Source organism: Cyanobium sp. BA20m-14 (assembly GCF_024346295.1).
In genome coordinates, this window is sequence record NZ_JAGQCR010000042.1 from 1 (window position 1) to 17,204 (window position 17,204).

Genomic DNA, 17,204 nt, shown 5'->3' on the forward strand with positions numbered 1-17,204 from the left:
AGGCAACCCAGATGCAGCTCAAGGCCGTGGGGACCTATCCAAACCTGCTTGGCTTCATCCGGGCGATGGAGCGGTTGAGCCTGCTGGTGCGGCAGAGCGGCTTCACGCTGCAGCAGGTTGGGCCCACGGCTGGCCAGGCCCCCGCCGCCGCTGAGGCTCCCGCTGACCCCGCCGCCACCGCTGATTCGCCAGCCAGCTCGCCAGCTTCCCCCCCACCCCCTGCCGCCGCGCCGGCCCCAGCCCCCACGGCGATGACCTTCACCCTGACCCTCTACAGCTCCAGCAAGACTGGTTCCAGCCAGCCTTAAGCGGGCCCAGGGGCCTGGCGGGGCGGGGTTCTGGTGGATACCATCGAGCCATTCCCGGGAAGGCTGGCCTTGGTGGCTCGGATCGGCTGCGCCTGGTTGTCGCTGGTGGTGGCGACAACGCCCCTGCTGCTGCCCGCCAACCAGGTGCTTGCCCAGGCCCGCCGGCCGGTTCAGGCGGCTAACCCTGGCCCACAGGAGGCAATTGGTGGGCTGCAGCTGAAGGTGCGGCGCCTGCCCGATGCGGTGGAGTTGGTGCTGGAGCAGGCCGGCCTAGGGGCTTCCCTGACCCAGCAGCCCCTGGCCGATCGCTGGCAGGGGGATCTGCGCACCGATCGCCCCCGGGCCCTGAAGGTGGGCCCCCAGTCGCTGGCGCTGCCGGCTGAGGGTTTCGAGCGCATCAGTTTCGAGGGCAGTGGTGAGAATTTCCGGCTCACGGTGACGCCCGTGGCCGGACGCCCCCTGGCCTCGCCGGTGATCAGCAGCGACGGTCGGGACCTGGTGGTGAGCTTCCCGGCCCAGCCCAATGTGCTCTCTCAGACGGCGCGCCCCAACTTGCGGCAGCCCACCCCGGTGCCCATCGAGAGCTTTGTGCCCCCCCTGCGGCCCCGGGCCGTGGCACCGCCGCTGGGGGATATGGCTGTGGGCACGATGACGCTTCAAAATCGCGGCTACATCCGATTGAGTGGACCTCCCGTAACCCTCACCACGCGGGGAGCTAACGCCAGAGATGTGTTGATGGTGCTGGCCCAGTTGGGTGGATATGGGTTTGTGTATGTGGATAATCCCCCTACAAGCCAGAATTCTTTCCCTGGTCAGGGCGCTGGTGCGTCTGCTGAATCTTCGCCTGCAAACAAAGATCTCCCAAGGGCCCAGCCCGTCACCGTTTCATTTCGGGGTGAGGCCTATAGCAGGGCACTAAATGCCATTCTTATGGGCTCGGGCCTGCAGGCAAGGGTGGAGGGAAATACAATCTTTGCAGGGCTCAATGTATTGTCTAAATCATTCGGCCCCCAGCTTTCCAAGGTTTATCGATTAAACCAAGTCAGCGCCAACTCCGCCGCCGATTACCTTGCCAACCTAGGTGCTTCGGTTACTAAAACCAATACCATCACCACTGCTATTACCCAGGGTGCCAATCAAAGCTCTGCCGTCATCGGGGCTGCTTCCAGTGCCACCACCCAATCAAGTAGTCAGACCATGGTGGAAGCCTATGGAGCTTCTACTGGCCCCCTGGTGGGCCTGCGGGCAACTACCGACACCAGGCTGGGAACAATCACTTTAGTGGGAGATTCTTCGGTCATCCTCATCGCCGAGCAATACCTAAAGCAGCTTGATCTGCGCCAGCGCCAGGTGGCGTTATCCTTGAAGATTTTAGATGTCAATTTAGATAACGACTCGACAATGAGCAATAGCTTTGCGATTCGATGGGGCAATAATTTTATCGTCAATGACAATGGCCAGCTGCTTGGGGCGTTTGGCAATAATTTGCCACCAACGTATAATCCCGTGACGGGCTTCTCTGATCAGAAGCAGAATCCTGGCGCGGCATATCCTAAGAATGAGTTCTATGATTTCTTGAAGGCGCAAATAGTTTCTTCGAATACCAAATTATTGGCCAGTCCCACCTTAATTCTTCAGGAAAATGCTGAGTTGTTGCGTGAGGGAGAGGAAACTGCGGGTCAGTCTTCCCAGGTTGGTAGTGGTGTTGTTCAGGGTGTCTCGAATATTGGTTTGGACAGGGCAATTGGGCGCCGTAGGGCTAATGAGGGTGTGGTTCGTGTCGGAACTAATGTGGTTACCGATTACCAAACGCAAACGACCCAGGGTGCCATAGCTTGCACACCTGTTCTGTCGACTGCTGGTTTGATTTTGGGTGCCAGGGTTCAAAAGATTGATGACAATGGTTTCGTAACATTTGTGCTCTCGCCCAGCGTCTCGGCAGTGACAGCAAGGGAGCAAGCTCCAGCGGGATGCGGTTCTGAACTTAATATTCTTAGTATTCGCAGCCTGGACACAGGTGCCCTGCGGGTGCGCGACGGTCAGACCCTGATCATGACCGGTGTAATCTCCGATTTTGATCGTGCCGAGGTGAGGAAGTGGCACATCTTGGGAGATATTCCATTTATTGGCTCGCTGTTCCGTTCCAGCGGGAATGTTCGTCAAAAACGTGAATTGGTGATCATGGTTACTCCCAAGATCATCGATGACGAAATGGGTGGTGCCTATGGATATGGGTTCAGGCCTGATACGGAAGAGGCCAGGCGCATGATCTATGGCTCCCCTGGCCAATGAAGGGGCGTTTGTTAGCTGTGGGCGCACTTTTGCTTGCCCTTTTCGGCTGCAGCAGCGCACCCAACGGCGACTCCGCAGCCGATCTGGCCGATGTCGATCCGTCAGCCCTGCAGCGGCGGCCCCAACCGCAAGGGCCCACCGCCCAAGCCTCCCTTCCTTCTGCAGGTCTTACCCAGGCCCCTACGGCCCAACAGGTGATCGAGAGCTTCCCTGAGGGCCGGCTGGATCCCTTCGGCCCCATTCCCGCTCCCCTTGCTGCAGCGCAGGCCCAGGCTCCAACCCCAGCCAAGATCCGTGAAATGCTCGGCAACTTTGCGGTGCTTGGTTTCATCAAGGCATCCGGCCAGCAGGCTGTGTTTGTTCAACACGAAAGTAAGTCGGGTGAGGTGTACCTCGATCAGGTGGGGGGCCAGTCGACTGAATTTTTGCCGAGGGGTTGGAGGCTGGTAGCCATTGAGGCCAGCAAGGGTCGTATCGGTTTGACCAGAGCGGATCTCAAAGACCCCGTGTATATCAAAATTTAGTATTTTTAGGGGCCTCTGCCAGCAGCGCTTGCAAACAGCTGGCTGGCGCTGGCTGGTTTGGTGACTGCTCAGAAGGGCAAGGGGATCAGGGCCTTGGCCGCCAGCGGTGCCAACACCTGGAAGAGCCCCGCCGCCCCTTGGAGCAGGGTGCCGCCCATGCCGTTGCCCCCCGCCGGTTTCTTTGCTCCTTTATTCAGTTGTTCCGCTTCCCTGCGCAGCTCAAGGGCTGTTTCTGGGGCGCTCTGCCGCTCATAGAGGCTGGCTGCATAGATGAAATCCTGCACCCCTTCCTCGCGTTTTGCCTGCTCGACCCGCGTGATGCCGCGGGCCAGCCAGGTGATCGCCGCATCCGGTTGTTTGAGGAGGGCCTGATTGAAATATTTTTCCGCTTCAGGCAAACGCCCTTCGAGGGCCGCTTCCACGCCCGCATTGTGCAGCGCCGCATAACTGCTGAGCTCGGCGCCCACGCCAATGGCCCCTTTCCAGTGGCTTGTAGCCAGGGCATTGGTGTCAAGTTGGGCGCCACTGAGATCCGCGTCGCGCAGATCCGTGCCCTCCAGCTTGGTGCCGCGCAGATTGGCCCCCCGCAGGGATGCCCCCAGCAGGGAACTGAAGCTCAGATCGGCACCGCTGAGATTGGCGCCATCGAGCTGGGCCCGGCCCAGATTGGCTCGCTGCAGCTGGGCTCGCTGCAGCTGGGCGTCCCGCAGATCGGCGTGCACCAGGTCTGCATCCTGGAGTTTGCAGCCCTGGCAGGCCTTGTGAGCGAGCAGCTGCATCAGCTGGTCGTTGTTCACCGCCCCTGCCGGCCCCAGCCCCAGGGCCAGCTCCAGGACCAGACCCATGGCCAGACCCAGCAACGGGGTGGCTGCCGCGCCCGGTGGCCTGGGGATCGGGATTGCCATCGAGAGCCTGGGAGAGCTGGAACGCCAAGGTCTTGATAGCGCAGCCCCGCTTCGCCAGAAACCTCCTCGCTGCGGAGCCGTCTGTGGTTGTCGTGCACCCCGATTAACTTGCAGCCATGCCGATGCCGCCTCCTGAGCGCCACGGCGGCAACCTGGCCACCACTGCTGAGCGTCTTGGTTGCCGTCCCTCCCAGCTGCTGGATGCCAGTGCCTCCCTGGTGCCCTTCGGGCCGCCCTGGGCTGTGCGCTGGCAGTTGCTGCGGGCTGCTTTCGGGGCCCAAGCCCGGGTTTACCCCGATCGCGATTACGCGGCCCTGAGGGCCGCCCTGGCCGGCTTCCACGGCCTCAGCCCCGATGCGGTGCTGCCGGGCAACGGCGCAGCCGAGCTGTTCACCTGGGCGGCCCGGGATGCGGCGGCGGCTGGTGTGAGCGTGCTGCCCCAGCCGGGCTTCGCCGACTACCCGCGGGCCCTGGCCTGCTGGGCAGGTGCCTGGCGAGCCATGCCCCTGCCACTCCAGCCAGCACTGCAGCCAGCAGTGCAGCCCCAGCAGTTCCCGGCCCCACCAGCGGCCGAGGTGCTGTGGATCACCAATCCCCACAATCCCACCGGCCAGCTGTGGAGCAGGGCCTCCCTGGAGCCCCTGTTGGAGCGGTTTGCCCTGGTGATCGTCGATGAGGCCTTTCTGCCCCTGGTGCCAGCCGGAGAAGACCAGAGCCTGATACCCCTGGTGGCGGCCCATCCAAACCTGGTGGTGATCCGCAGCCTCACCAAGCTCTATGGCATTGCCGGCTTGCGGCTGGGCTACGCGGTCGCCCAGCCCCAGCGGCTGCGGCGCTGGGGCTGCTGGCGCGATCCCTGGCCGGTGAATGGTCTGGCCGCCGCCGTGGGCGAAGGCCTGCTTGGCAATCCCGCCGCCTGCTGCCGTTGGGGCCGCAGGGTGCAGCGCTGGACGGCCCGTGAAGGGGCCTGGCTCCAGCAGCAGCTGGCCCAGTTGCCGGGCATCAGCCCCCTGCCTTCGGCCGCCAACTTCCTGTTGATCCGCGGCGAAACCTCCCTGCTGCCATTGCGGGAACGGCTGGAGCGTCGCCACCACATCCTGCTGCGCGACTGCCGCTCCTTTGACGGTCTGGGGCAGAACTGGCTGCGGATCGGCTACCAGAGCCACCAGCACAACCGCCGCATCATCGGCGCCCTGCGTCAGGAGCTGGCTGAGCGTTGAGCCTGCAGGCTCAGCAGCAGAGCCGCCACCTGCCGATCGGCATCGCGCACCGCCAGTTGGGCCATAGCGGCTCCCATGGCCACCAGTGGATCGCAGTTGGCAGCTGCCCCCCGCAGCCGCGGCCCCAGCAGCCGCCAGAGGCTGCGCTCGAGAGCCGGTTCGCTTGGCGGGTGCTGCCACACGATCACGGCGGCCCCCAGTTGGGCCGCAGCGGCGGCATTGGCATCCTGGTGGCGATCGGCGGCGGCGGGATAGGGCACCAGGATTGCCGGGGCACCGGCCACCGCCAGTTCGCTCAGGGCGCCGGCGCCACTGCGGCTGATCACCAGGTCGGCGTGTTGCAGCAGGCCGGGGATCTCGTCGCTGAAGGGCCGCGCCACCACGCCGGCCGGCAGCGGCTGGCCCGCCTCGGGGTCGTTGCTGCCGGTGAGGTGCACCACCCGCACCCCGGCCGCCGCGAGCCGGGCCAGCAGGGGCCGCAGCATGCGGTTGAGGCCGAGGGCCCCCTGGCTGCCGCCCATCACCAGCAGCAGGGGGCCCGGCCCCAGGGGCGCCCAGGCAGGCAGGGGGGCGGGCTCCAGGAAGGCCTGGCGCACGGGGGTGCCCGTGACGACCGGCCGGCAGCGGGGAAGGCGGCCGGCGGCCTGGGGCAGGCCGACGGCTACCCGGCTGCAGAGCCAGCCCAGCAGGCGGGTCACCTTGCCGGGCACGGCATTGCTCTCGTGCAGCACCACCGGCACGCCGCTCCAGCGGGCCGCCAAAATGGCCGGCGCGGCGATGTAGCCGCCACTGGTGAACACCGCCTCGATGCCCTCCCGGCGAATCATGTGCCGCACGGAACCACTGGCCCGCAGCAGTTGCACCAGGTTCCAGAGTTTGCTCAGGCCCCGGCCCTGGAGCCCGCCGGCCCGCACCGTCTGGAGTGGATAGCGGCTGGGCACCAGTTGGCGTTCCATCCGGTCGGGCACGCCCAGCCATTGGATGCTCCAGTCCGCCGGCATCGCATCGGCCACCGCCAGGGCTGGGAACAGGTGGCCGCCGGTGCCGCTGGCAGCGATCAGGAGCCTGGGCATGGATGCGAGGGGTCGCGGGCGCGCCTAACTTAAAAGCGGTTTCCGCCGCCCAGATGCCGAGCCCCCAGCTTTTGAGACGCTTGCCGTTTGGCCTGCTGTTCGGCCTGCTGCTGGCCAATCCAGCGGCGGCGGCCGCAGCGATGCCAAGTGGGGCCCAGCTGCAGCTGCTGGAGAAGGCCCTCAACGGCGGCGCAGAGCTGGCGGCCGTGCTGGAGAACGGCACGGGCCTGGATGTCACCTTGGTGGAGTTGCGGCGCCGGGCCCTGCTGCGCCAATTTCCCGATGCCCGCTGGCAGGTGGGCCCCGGCGCGCCCCTGCGTGACGGCAGCGCCACGGTGCAATTGCAGGTGACTGGCAGTCGCCAGGAAGGCCCCACACGCTTCCGGCTGGAGGCCCAGCAACAGCTGCTGCTCAGCAGCAGCGGCAGCCGCATCAATGGCCAAACCGTGATTCGTGAGCAAGCCTTGCTGCGCAGTGGCGAGGTCGATCTGCCGGTCAGCCTGTTGATCCCCGATGCCGTGCTCACCGGCCAGCGCTACGACCTGGATGTGCTGATTGATGAACCCCTCGATGGAGCCATCGTTGCCGGTGGCCTGGTGGCCCTGACCGGTCAGCAGGTAAGTGCGCTCGAGAGCCCCGACCTGCAGCTCGGCGCCCTCGGCGGCGGCGGCCTGTTCAAGACCGTGCAAGCTCCTTTCACCCCCGGTTCCCAAACCTGGGCCGTGCTGCTGGTGCACCCCAAGGGCCTGGTCAGTGCCACCAAGCGGGTGCGGGTGGTGACTGACAAGGCCCAGTTGAATCCCTGAGCCGAGTTGTTGTAACTGAAGCCCTGCTTCAGACCTCGTCGAGGGCTGCCACGCCGGGGAGCACCTTGCCTTCGAGCAGCTCCAGGCTGGCGCCACCGCCGGTGGAGATGTGGCTCATCTTCTCGGCCACGCCCACCTTCTCCACGGCGGCCACCGAGTCGCCGCCACCGATGATTGTGATCGTGCCGGTGGCGCTCAGCTCCGCCAGGGTGTGGGCGATGCCGTTGGTGCCAGCGGCAAACTTGTCGAACTCGAACACGCCCATCGGTCCGTTCCAGATCACGGTCTTGCAGTCGGCCAGGGCCGCCTGGAACACCTTCAGGGAGTCGGGGCCGATGTCGAGGCCCATCCAGCCGTCGGGGATCTCCTCCACTTTGGCGATCTGACTATTCGCATCGGGGGCGAAGTTGTCGGCCAGCACCACATCGGTGGGCAGCAGGAACTGCACGCCCTTGGCGGCCGCCTTGGCCTCGAGTTCCCGGGCCAGCTCCAGCTTGTCCTCTTCCACCAGGCTCTTGCCCACCGAGAGGCCACGGGCCTTGTAGAAGGTGAAGATCATGCCGCCGCCGATCAGGATCTTGTCGCACTTGTCGATCAGGGCTTCCAGCACGCCGATCTTGCTGCTCACCTTGGAGCCACCCACGATTGCCGCCAGGGGGCGCTTGGGCGCATCGATGGCGCCCTGTAGGTAGGCCAGCTCCTTCTCCATCAGGTGGCCGGCCACGCTGGGATTGAGGAACTTGGTAACCCCCTCGGTGGAGGCGTGGGCCCGGTGGGCGGCGCCGAACGCGTCGTTTACGTAAACCTCAGCAAGGGAGGCCAATTTTTGGGCAAATTCGGCCTCGTTCTTCTCTTCCTCAGCGAAGAAGCGCACGTTCTCGAGCAACACCACACCGCCTTCCTCCAGGGCGGCCACCTTGGCCTCGGCGTCGGGGCCGATGCAGCTTTCAGTCTTGGTGACGGGCACGCCCAGCAGGTCGCTGAGGCGGGCGGCCACCTGGGTGAGGCGCATGCCCTCGTTCACCTGGCCCTTGGGCCGGCCGAAGTGGGCTGCCAGGATCACCTTGGCGCCGTTGTCGCGCAGGTGGGCGATGGTGGGCAGGGCCGCCCGGATGCGGGTGTCGTCGGTGATGGCGCCGGCGTCATCGAGCGGTACGTTGAAGTCAACCCGCACCAGCACGCGCTTGCCGCGGAGATCATCGGCCGAAAGGCTGGCCAGGGATCGCTTCGCCATGGGGCTCCAGGTGATAGGGAATTGCCGGGGGAGGTTAGCCCCCGACCCGCCCCTGGCTTCCCTCTTGCCCTCCCACTTGAACTCCCACTTGCCTCCCTTCGGCTTTCCCCCACCCGGCCGCCCTGGCCGGATTCCGGAGCGCCCTCCAGACTGAAATTTCCCAGCCCTTAACGGCCCTGTCTGCGTAACCCGCGCCATGTTTGAAACCGTTCTTTTTCCCATCGACCAGAGCCGTCAGGCCTTGGAAACGGCGGCGGTGGCCCTGAAACTGGCCCAGCAGCACGCCAGCTCCCTGGTGCTGCTCTCGGTGGTGGAGCCCGGCCAGGACGACCCGGCGGCCACCGCCGAGCTGCTCCAGCAGGCCCGGGCCCGGTTTGAGCAGGCTGGGGTGAGCTGCCGGGTGATCGAGCGTGAGGGCATGCCAGCTTTTGTGATCGGTGATGTGGCAGATGAGATCAATGCCGATGTGATCGTGATGGGCACCCGCGGCATCGCGATCGAGAGCGACCAACAGAGCACCGCGGCGAGGGTGATCCAGCTGGCTCCCTGTCCGGTGCTGGTGGTGCCCTAGGTGACGCAACTCAGCGTCAATGCCCCGGCGATCCAGTGGTATCCGGGCCACATCGCCAAGGCGGAGAGGGCCCTCAACGCAAATCTCGCCAAGGTGGATTTGGTGATCGAGGTGCGCGACGCACGCATTCCGCTGGCCACCTCCCACCCCCGGCTGCAGCGCTGGATCGGCAACAAGCAGCACCTGCTGGTGATCAATCGGGTCGACATGATTCCGGCGCCGGTGCGCCAGGCCTGGACCGCCTGGTTCCGGGCCCAGGAGCAGACCTGCTGGTGGTGTGACGCGAAGGTGGGCACCGGCGTCAAGCAGCTGCAACAGGCGGCGATCCGGGCCGGGGAGGCCCTCAATGCCCGCCGGGCCGGCAGGGGCATGAAGCCGCGGCCGGTGCGGGCCCTGATGCTGGGCTTCCCCAACGTGGGCAAGTCGGCCCTGATCAACCGGTTGGTGCGCCAGAAGGTGGTAGACAGCGCCCGCCGGGCCGGAGTGACCCGCAGCCTGCGTTGGGTGCGGCTGGGCCAGGACCTCGACCTGCTAGATGCCCCAGGCGTGCTGCCGCCCCGCCTAGACGACCAGCAGGCAGCCCTGCGCCTGGCCCTCTGCGATGACATTGGCCAGGCGGCTTATGACAACGAGGCCGCTGCCCTGGCCTTTGTGGCTCTGCTAACCGGATTGGAGCAGCTTCCCGCCGCTGGAGTGCCCCACGGCCTGCTGGAGCGCCGCTACGGATTAGCTGTGCAGAATTCTGTACAGGATGTACGGAATCTTGACGGCCCGGCTTTTCAGCCTGATGCCCATGGCTGGCTGGCCGCCGCCGCCGAGCGCCATACCAGTGGCGACAGCCTGCGCATGGCCACCAAGCTGCTCGATGATTTTCGCTGTGGCCGGCTGGGGGCGATCGCTCTGGAGCTGCCGTGAGCGATTTCGGCGAAGGCGAGGGCGAGCTACTCACGCTCATCTACCCCAAGCCCCTGCCGATGCGGCTGGATCGCTGGCTGGTGGCCCAGCGACCGGAGCAGAGCCGGGCCCGGATCCAGAAGTTCATCGAGGCCGGCTATGTGCGGGTCAATGGGGTCACCGGCCGGGCCAAGACCCCCCTGCGCCAGGGCGACAGCGTGGCGCTGTGGATGCCGCCGCCGGAGCCCCTGCCCTATCTGGTGCCCCAGGCCATGCCCCTGGATGTGCTCTATGAAGACTCCCATCTGATCGTGCTCAATAAGCCCGCCGGGCTCACCGTGCATCCGGCGCCCGGCAACAGGGACGGCACCCTGGTGAATGGCCTGCTGCACCACTGCCCCGACCTGCCCGGCATCGGCGGGGAGCTGCGGCCCGGCATCGTGCACCGGCTCGACAAGGACACGACGGGCTGCATCGTGGTGGCCAAGAGCCAGGAGGCGCTGGTGAAGCTGCAGGTGCAGATCCAGAAGCGGATCGCCTCGCGCCAGTATTTGGCGGTGGTGCACGGGGTGCCTACGGCCGATTCCGGCACGGTCTTGGCCCCCATCGGCCGCCACCCAGCCGACCGCAAGAAATACGCCGTAGTCCACGACGACTCGGGCCGCCACGCCTGCACCCACTGGCGCCTGGTGGAGCGGCTGGGCGACTACTCCCTCCTGCGTTTCAAGCTGGATACCGGCCGCACCCACCAGATCCGGGTGCACTGCGCCCACCTGGGCCATCCGATCGTGGGTGACCCGGTGTACTCCCGCTGCCGCAAGCTGCCGCTGGATATGCCCGGCCAGGCCCTCCATGCCGTGCAGCTTGGGCTCAACCACCCGATCCACGGCGAGCGGATCGTGTGCGAGGCGCCCCTGCCGGAGCTGTTTGAGCGCTTGCTGGCGGCGCTCAGGCGACGCTAGGCAGCCGCGGGCAGGCCTCCACAAGCTTGCGGGTGATGGCCGCCTGGGGATGGCTCAGCAACCGGGCGCCCGGGCCCTCCTCCACGATCAGGCCGCCGTCGAGCACAATCACCCGGTGGCAGAAGCCGCTGGCTACCGACAGGTCGTGGGTGACAAACAGCAGGCCCAGGCCCAGCCGCTGCTGCAGATCTCGCAGCAGGGCCAGCACGTCGGCCTGCACTTCGGCGTCCAGCATGCTGACGCTCTCGTCGCAGAGCAGCACTTTTGGCTCCAGCACCAGGGCCCGGGCGATGGCCACCCGCTGCTGCTGGCCGCCCGAGAGCTGGCTGGGCAGGCGGTTTTCGAAGGCTTCAGCTGGGGTCAGCCCCACGGCAGAGAGGAGTTCCCGGGCCCGGCGGCGGGCCTGGTTACGGCTGGCCAGGCCGTGGATCAGCAGGGGATCGGCGATGGCTTCGACCACAACCATCTGGGGGTTGAGGCAGGCCAGGGGGTCTTGAAAAACCATCTGCAGGCCCCGTCGCGCCTGGCGTAGGGCCTGGCCGCGCAGGGCCAGCAGGTTGCGGCCTTCGAGTCGCACCGTGCCGCCCCGCACCGGTGCCAACCCCATCAGGGCTCGGCAGAGGGTGCTCTTGCCGCAGCCTGATGCCCCCACCAGGCCAATGGTTTCGCCCCGCTGCAGCCTCAGGCTCACCCCGTCCACCGCTTTGAGCCAGCGGCGTTGCCAGGGCAGGGAGGGCAGCGGGTGCCAGCTGCGCAACTCCTCCAGCTCCAGCAGGGCCGGCGCCGGTGCGGGCATCGCACTCTGGGCCCCCTCCCGCTGCCGCGCCTTGGCCACCAGCCGCTGGGCCAGGGGGGAGGCCGGGGCGGTGAGCAGTTGTTGGGCGGGGGCCTGCTCGATCAGGCGGCCCTGGTCCAGCACGGCGATCTGGTCGCACCAGCGGCCTGCAAGGGCCAGGTCGTGGCTGATCAGCAGCAGGGCGCTGCCCGCTTCGCTGCAAAGTGCGCTGAGCTCCCCCATCACCTGGCCGGCGATGGCCACATCCAGGCTGGTGGTGGGCTCGTCGGCGATCACCAGGGGCGGAGTGAGGGCCATGGCCAGGGCGATCGCCAGCCGTTGACGCATGCCGCCGCTGACTTCATGGGGGTAGCTGCCGTAGCGCTGGGGGTTGATGCCGACCCTGGTCAGCAGCTCCTCGGCCCGTTCTCGCACCTGGCGCCGCCGCCAGCGGGGCCGGTGGGCGGCCAGGGTGTCCCCCAGGTGGTCGCCGATGGTCAGCAGGGGGTTGAGCCGGGTCATGGGGTCCTGGAAAACCAGGCCCACCGCCTCGCCGCGCAGTTGGCGCAGGGCCGGCCGCTGCAGCCGGCCGGGCTCCTGCCCCGCCAGCAGTAGCCCGCCGCTGCACTGGCTGCCTGGGGGCAGGAGCTGCAGCACCGCCCGGGCCACGGTGCTCTTGCCGCAGCCGGAGGGCCCGACCAGGGCCAGCCTCTGACCTGGGCTCAGGCTCAGGGTCAGCCCATCAAGGGTGGGCTGGTCGCAGCCCGGATAGCGCACCACCAGGTGGTCAATCGCAAGCACGGGGCTGGTCATGGTCTCCAGCTAGGCAGTATCTGCATACGATGGGGGAAATCCACAGGGCGGAATGCTCAAGGCGGTTGCCGATCTTGATCAGGACCGATCGATCCGCCCCCCTGCTGACTATGGCGTGCCCCTGCCCGAGTGGCTGCAGCGCTGCCTAGAGCACGTGCCGCCGGGCCAGGACAACAGCTGCCCTACGGACCCCGAGCTGCTGCTCGCCTGCGCCTTCGATTACGCCTACCGCCATCACCAGGGCCAGTTGCGGGCCACGGGCGAGCCCTACATCATCCATCCGATCGCCGTTGCCGATCTGCTGCGGGAGACCGGCGCCAGTGCAGGGGTAATCGCCGCCGGCTTCCTGCACGACGTGGTCGAGGACACCGGCGTCACCCCCGATGAGATCGAGGCTCGCTTCGGCGCCGAGGTGCGGGCCCTGGTGGAGGGGGTCACCAAGTTGGGCGGGATCCATTTCACCAACTACACCGAGGCCCAGGCAGAAAATTTGCGTCGCATGTTTTTGGCCATGGCCAGCGACATCCGCGTGGTGCTGGTGAAGTTGGCAGACCGCCTCCACAACATGCGCACGCTGGCGGCCCTCAAGCCCGAGAAGCAGCAGCGCATCGCCCGCGAAACCCGGGAGATCTATGCCCCCCTCGCCAACCGGCTGGGGATTGGCAGGCTCAAGTGGGAGCTGGAGGATCTGGCCTTCAAAATCCTCGAGCCCGAGGCCTACCGCGACATTCAGAAGCAGGTGGCGACCAAGCGCAGTGACCGGGAAGAGCGCCTGGGGGTGACCGTGCAGTTGCTGCGGGATCGCCTCGCCGCCGCGGGGCTGCACAACTGTGAGGTGAGTGGCCGGCCCAAGCACCTCTACGGCATCTGGAGCAAAATGCAGCGCCAGCAGAAGGCGTTCCACGAAATCATCGACGTGGCCGCTCTCAGGATCCTCTGCCCCAACCTGGAGGGCTGCTACCGGGCCCTGGCGGTTGTCCACGACACCTTCCGGCCGATTCCCGGCCGCTTCAAGGACTACATCGGCCTACCCAAGCCCAATGGCTACCAGTCGCTGCATACGGCGGTGATCGGTCGCCATCGGCCGATCGAGGTGCAGATCCGCACCACCGAGATGCACCGGGTGGCCGAGTACGGCATCGCCGCCCATTGGAAATATAAGGAGGGCGGTTCACCGGCGGCCTCCGGGGCCGATGCGGAGCGCTTCAACTGGCTGCGCCAGCTGGTGGATTGGCAGAAGGACGACGGTGGCAAGGACAGCAGCGATTTTTTGCGTTCCATCAAGGAGGACCTCTTCGACGAGGAGGTGTTCGTGTTCACCCCCAATGGCGATGTGGTGGGGCTGCGCAAGGGTTCCACCGCCGTTGATTTCGCCTACCGGATCCATTCCGAGATCGGCAACCACTGCCAGGGAGTGCGCATCAACGATCGCCTCTGCCCCCTGGCCACCCCGCTACAGAACGGCGATTTCGTGCAGGTGATCACCGCCAAGACGGCGCACCCGAGCCTCGACTGGCTCAATTTCGTGGCCACCCCCACGGCCCGCAACCGCATCCGCCATTGGTACAAGACGAGCCATCGCGACCAGAACATCCTGCGCGGCACCGAGATGTTGGAGCGCGAACTGGGTCGCGACGGCTTCGATGCCCTGCTCAGCGGCGAGGCGATCGCCCGGGTGGCCCGCCGTTGCAACCTTGCCGGCACTGAGGATCTGCTGGCATCCCTCGGCTTTGGTGGGGTCACGCTGCACCAGTTGCTAAATCGGCTGCGGGAGGAATTGCGCCTGGCCAGCGCCGCCGCTGTGCCGGTGCCCAGCAATGAGCAGGTCGCCGCCGAGCTTTCAGCTCACGCTGCCCATCCCGATCTCCTGCCTTCGTCGCCGGCGGGCACCAGTGCAATCCTGGGCCTAGAAGGCCTCGACTATCGGCTGGGGGGGTGCTGCACCCCCCTGCCTGGGGAGCCGATCTTGGGGGCGGTGGCCCTGGGCAACCACGGCATCACCATCCATCGCCAGGACTGCTCCAACCTGGGCCAGGTGCCGGCCGAACGGCGCCTGCCGGTGCGCTGGAACCCTGCGGTGCAAGCCAGCCCGCGACGTTATCCGGTGCAGTTGCGCATCGAGGTGCTCGATCGAGTTGGCGTGCTCAAGGACATCCTCACCCGCCTCTCCGACCACCGCATCAACGTCAGTGATGCCCGGGTGCGCACCACTCCCGGGAAGCCGGCCCGCATTGACCTGCGGGTGGAGCTCGACAGTTCCGGCCAGCTGGCCAGCACCATCGGCCAGATCCGTTCTATGGCCGACGTGCTTGACATCGCCCGCACCGGGATCGGCTAGGCCCGGCCGGATTAAGGGCAAATTGAAGCTTTAAGGCAAGGTGAAGCCGCCGGTGTTGAGGTGCTTCAGGTCGAGCATCACCACCGTCAGCCAGCCCAGTAGGGCCAGGCCCCCCAGGGAACCCAGCACCAGCAGCAGGCCGGAGAGTGCCGAGCCAGAGGATCCCTTGGGTGCTGCCACAGGTAGTTGTTGAGGGACTTTGATCTTCGCACCAGTGGCCCTAGTCGAAGAGGTCGGGGTCGCTGCTGCTGATCTCGTCCCAGAGGGATTGAAAATTCAGCCAGCCGGCCTGCTCCGTGCCGATTCTGGCGTGGGTGTATTCGGCCCACTCGTTTCGGATCAGCTGGGGTTCACCCGCCGCCTGCGCAAGCAGCTGGCTCTGGCAGCAGCGTTCCATGGCGATGAACCAGAACGCCGCCGCATCAACGCTCTCGCCCACGCTGAGCAGGCCGTGATTCTGGTGGATGGCTGCTTTGCCGTGATCAAAGTGCCTGGCGAAGCTCTGGCCGGATTCCTCTTCCAGCACCACCTTGCCGCCGTCTTCGCTGATCAAGGCGTGGTCGTTGAAGAACATGCAGGCATCCTGCGTGATCGGATTGAGGCGCCGGCCCAAGCTGGCAAAGGCCTTGCCGTAAGGGGAATGGGCGTGGGCCGCGGCATTCACTTCCGGTCGACGCTGATGGATCGCGGCATGCAACACGAAGGCCGCCCGGTTGACCGGACGGTTGCCGATCACCACCTCGCCGGCATGGTTCACCAGGATCAGGTCGCTGACTCTCATCCGCCGAAATGAATGGGCGAAGGGGTTCACCCAGAAGTGGTCTGGATATTCCGGATCCCGGGCGGTGATGTGCCCGGCGACCCCTTCGCCGAAGCCAAGGCGGCCAAAGATGCGCAGGGCGCCGGCCAGCCTTTCCTTGCGGTGTTGTCTTTCCTCGGCCAAGCAGCTGAAAATTGGCTGGCTTTGATGCCGGATGTTTTTGGGGGTGAGTGGCACCCCATCGATACAGCCGCTGCCCGCTGGCTCCATCGCAATCAGGCAGCTTTCTGGTTGGAGGCGGCACGGCGGGAGTTGGCCTGGCGAGTTGCCTTCGGGCGCCGCAGCGGCAGGATCAGCAAATCGGTGATGCCGTTGAGGCCATTCGCCAGCAGTTCCCAGGTGGATTCATGCTGGGGTAGCAGTTTCCAGCCGATCCGCACAGCTCCACTGGCGAGTGAGAGCACGGCTGTCACTGCCACCACGGCCAGGGCTGCGAAGCCGAGCATCTGGGCAACCCCGAGCAGCAGGCGCACCAGGCCTTTGGCCATGATGTGAACACCGCTGATCAGGTTGTAGATCGCCTGGCTTGCAACCAGCAGGCTATCGAGCTTCACAAAGTGGGCGAGACCAAACAGGCTTGCCAAAGCGGCTGCCCCGGCGATGCTCAACAGCAATCCTTTGCGGAGCTCCTGGGAGTCGGTTTTGGACCAGTTTGGAGATCGCTGGGCCCGTCCAGACTGCTTGTTGGCAGAGCGGAACTCGAGAAGCTTATCCATGGGGTGATGGTGCGATTCACAGCCGTTGGCCGCCATGGCCATGGGACGGTTGACCAGCTGGCCCATGGCTTGCTGGTCAGCGGTTTCTGATTGGCGTTGCCGTAGTTACAGCCCGGTTAGGCCTGGTTACCTACAACCACCCCACCTGAGGGATAGCCAGCCATGACCTCCGAGCAAGCGGCCCAGCTGATCGATGAAACCCTCGACCTGGTGCATCAGCGCCTCCAGGATCTCCAGGCCCAATCTCTCCCCCGGGAGCAGCACGCCCTGGCAGAGGAGTTTCGCGAGTGGCGCCACCCGGAAGGTGGCCACATCGACCTAATGGTGTTTCCGGGGCTGGCTAACCCCTGAGCAGCCCTGGGGGCGGCGGCGGGTTGGAATGGGGGCATGGAAGTCTCAGGCACCATCGCAGCGGTAGCTACGGCGGTGGCGCCCGGGCAGGGCAGTGTGGCAATCGTACGAATCTCCGGCCCCGAGGCCGAGGCGATCGGGCGGCGGCTGTTTGTGGCTCCTGGCCAGCAACCGTGGGAGAGCCACCGGGTGCTCTACGGCCATGTGGTGGATCCGGCCAGCGGCGAGCGGGTGGATGAGGCCCTGCTGCTGCTGATGCTCTCACCGCGCAGCTTCACCCGCGAAAATGTGGTGGAGTTCCACTGCCACGGCGGCCTGATCGCTGTGCAGAGGGTGCTGGAGCTGGTGCTGGCGGCCGGGGCGCGGCGGGCCCTGCCGGGGGAGTTCAGCCAGCGGGCCTTCCTGAACGGGCGCCTTGACCTCACCCGCGCCGAAGCCATCAGTGAACTGATCACCGCCCGCAGCCGGCGGGCGGCCCAGCTGGCGATGGCGGGACTCGATGGGGGCCTGGCGCGGCGCATTGGCCAGCTGCGGGGCCGGTTGCTGGATCAGCTGGCGGAGCTGGAGGCGCGGGTTGACTTCGAGGAGGACCTGCCACCCCT

The 17,204-nt window shown here is 66.1% G+C and carries 17 protein-coding genes and 1 pseudogene; 11 read left to right on the forward strand and 7 right to left on the reverse strand.

Features of this window, described 5'->3' with window-relative positions:
- The 3 genes from KBZ07_RS05905 to KBZ07_RS05915 form a co-directional block, all read left to right on the forward strand.
- On the forward strand, positions 1-308 hold a 308-nt coding region (locus tag KBZ07_RS05905), incomplete at its 5' end, for a hypothetical protein (RefSeq protein ID WP_254930743.1).
- A gap of 33 nt (positions 309-341) precedes the next feature.
- Complete coding sequence (locus tag KBZ07_RS05910) at positions 342-2,600, forward strand: general secretion pathway protein D (RefSeq protein WP_254930744.1); 2,259 nt, start codon at positions 342-344, stop codon at positions 2,598-2,600.
- A gap of 17 nt (positions 2,601-2,617) precedes the next feature.
- Positions 2,618-3,124: a hypothetical protein gene (locus KBZ07_RS05915; RefSeq protein ID WP_254930745.1), complete on the forward strand. Its 507-nt coding sequence runs from the start codon at positions 2,618-2,620 to the stop codon at positions 3,122-3,124.
- 68 nt (positions 3,125-3,192) lie between these two features.
- On the opposite strand, the gene KBZ07_RS05920 is transcribed toward KBZ07_RS05915, so the two are convergent.
- On the reverse strand, positions 3,193-4,029 hold the full coding sequence (locus tag KBZ07_RS05920; protein ID WP_254930746.1) for a pentapeptide repeat-containing protein: 837 nt from the start codon (positions 4,027-4,029) through the stop codon (positions 3,193-3,195).
- Positions 4,030-4,151: 122 nt separating this feature from the next.
- Between KBZ07_RS05920 and KBZ07_RS05925 the strand changes: the two genes are divergently transcribed.
- A complete protein-coding gene (locus tag KBZ07_RS05925; protein ID WP_396123944.1) occupies positions 4,152-5,249 on the forward strand; it encodes a pyridoxal phosphate-dependent aminotransferase in 1,098 nt (365 codons plus the stop codon).
- On the opposite strand, the gene KBZ07_RS05930 is transcribed toward KBZ07_RS05925, so the two are convergent.
- Positions 5,228-6,322 (reverse strand): glycosyltransferase, encoded by a 1,095-nt coding sequence (locus KBZ07_RS05930; RefSeq protein ID WP_254930748.1) that lies wholly within the window; start codon positions 6,320-6,322, stop codon positions 5,228-5,230. The genes KBZ07_RS05925 and KBZ07_RS05930 overlap by 22 nt on opposite strands.
- Before the next feature lie 53 nt (positions 6,323-6,375).
- Here KBZ07_RS05930 and KBZ07_RS05935 point away from each other — a divergent pair, with 53 nt between their 5' ends.
- The gene (locus tag KBZ07_RS05935; RefSeq protein WP_254930749.1) at positions 6,376-7,128 is read left to right on the forward strand and encodes a hypothetical protein; all 753 of its coding nucleotides are present in this window, start codon (positions 6,376-6,378) and stop codon (positions 7,126-7,128) included.
- Positions 7,129-7,156: 28 nt separating this feature from the next.
- On the opposite strand, the gene KBZ07_RS05940 is transcribed toward KBZ07_RS05935, so the two are convergent.
- Entirely contained in the window at positions 7,157-8,362 is a 1,206-nt protein-coding gene (locus tag KBZ07_RS05940) for a phosphoglycerate kinase (protein ID WP_254930750.1), read from the reverse strand.
- Positions 8,363-8,558: 196 nt separating this feature from the next.
- On the opposite strand from KBZ07_RS05940, the gene KBZ07_RS05945 reads away from it, so the two are divergent.
- The 3 genes from KBZ07_RS05945 to KBZ07_RS05955 are packed head-to-tail and all read left to right on the forward strand — an operon-like array spanning position 8,559 to position 10,789.
- Entirely contained in the window at positions 8,559-8,933 is a 375-nt protein-coding gene (locus KBZ07_RS05945) for a universal stress protein (RefSeq protein WP_197152085.1), read from the forward strand.
- The gene (gene ylqF, locus KBZ07_RS05950) at positions 8,934-9,848 is read left to right on the forward strand and encodes a ribosome biogenesis GTPase YlqF (RefSeq protein WP_254930751.1); all 915 of its coding nucleotides are present in this window, start codon (positions 8,934-8,936) and stop codon (positions 9,846-9,848) included. It begins immediately after the preceding gene.
- Positions 9,845-10,789, forward strand: coding sequence for an RluA family pseudouridine synthase (locus KBZ07_RS05955; RefSeq protein ID WP_254930752.1), 945 nt, complete (start codon positions 9,845-9,847; stop codon positions 10,787-10,789). The genes ylqF and KBZ07_RS05955 overlap by 4 nt, the downstream gene beginning before the upstream one ends.
- Here the strand turns inward: KBZ07_RS05955 and nikE are convergent.
- Positions 10,776-12,377 (reverse strand): ABC transporter ATP-binding protein, encoded by a 1,602-nt coding sequence (gene nikE, locus KBZ07_RS05960; protein ID WP_254930753.1) that lies wholly within the window; start codon positions 12,375-12,377, stop codon positions 10,776-10,778. The two genes, KBZ07_RS05955 and nikE, sit on opposite strands and share 14 nt — an antisense overlap.
- A gap of 52 nt (positions 12,378-12,429) precedes the next feature.
- Here nikE and KBZ07_RS05965 point away from each other — a divergent pair, with 52 nt between their 5' ends.
- Positions 12,430-14,715, forward strand: coding sequence for a bifunctional (p)ppGpp synthetase/guanosine-3',5'-bis(diphosphate) 3'-pyrophosphohydrolase (locus KBZ07_RS05965; protein WP_254930754.1), 2,286 nt, complete (start codon positions 12,430-12,432; stop codon positions 14,713-14,715).
- 30 nt (positions 14,716-14,745) lie between these two features.
- On the opposite strand, the gene KBZ07_RS05970 is transcribed toward KBZ07_RS05965, so the two are convergent.
- Genes KBZ07_RS05970 through KBZ07_RS05980 form a run of 3 tightly spaced genes read right to left on the reverse strand, consistent with a single transcriptional unit; the run spans position 14,746 to position 16,317 of the window.
- On the reverse strand, positions 14,746-14,895 hold the full coding sequence (locus KBZ07_RS05970; RefSeq protein WP_254930755.1) for a hypothetical protein: 150 nt from the start codon (positions 14,893-14,895) through the stop codon (positions 14,746-14,748).
- Positions 14,896-14,935: 40 nt separating this feature from the next.
- Positions 14,936-15,745, reverse strand: a complete 810-nt coding sequence (locus KBZ07_RS05975) for a class II aldolase/adducin family protein (RefSeq protein WP_254930756.1) — start codon at positions 15,743-15,745, stop codon at positions 14,936-14,938.
- Between the two features lie 5 nt (positions 15,746-15,750).
- Complete coding sequence (locus KBZ07_RS05980; RefSeq protein ID WP_254930757.1) at positions 15,751-16,317, reverse strand: hypothetical protein; 567 nt, start codon at positions 16,315-16,317, stop codon at positions 15,751-15,753.
- A 96-nt stretch (positions 16,318-16,413) separates the two neighbouring features.
- Between KBZ07_RS05980 and KBZ07_RS05985 the strand changes: the two genes are divergently transcribed.
- Complete coding sequence (locus KBZ07_RS05985; RefSeq protein ID WP_197152069.1) at positions 16,414-16,602, forward strand: hypothetical protein; 189 nt, start codon at positions 16,414-16,416, stop codon at positions 16,600-16,602.
- Positions 16,603-16,638: 36 nt separating this feature from the next.
- A pseudogene (locus KBZ07_RS05990) lies at positions 16,639-17,204 on the forward strand (tRNA uridine-5-carboxymethylaminomethyl(34) synthesis GTPase MnmE); the annotation flags it as partial.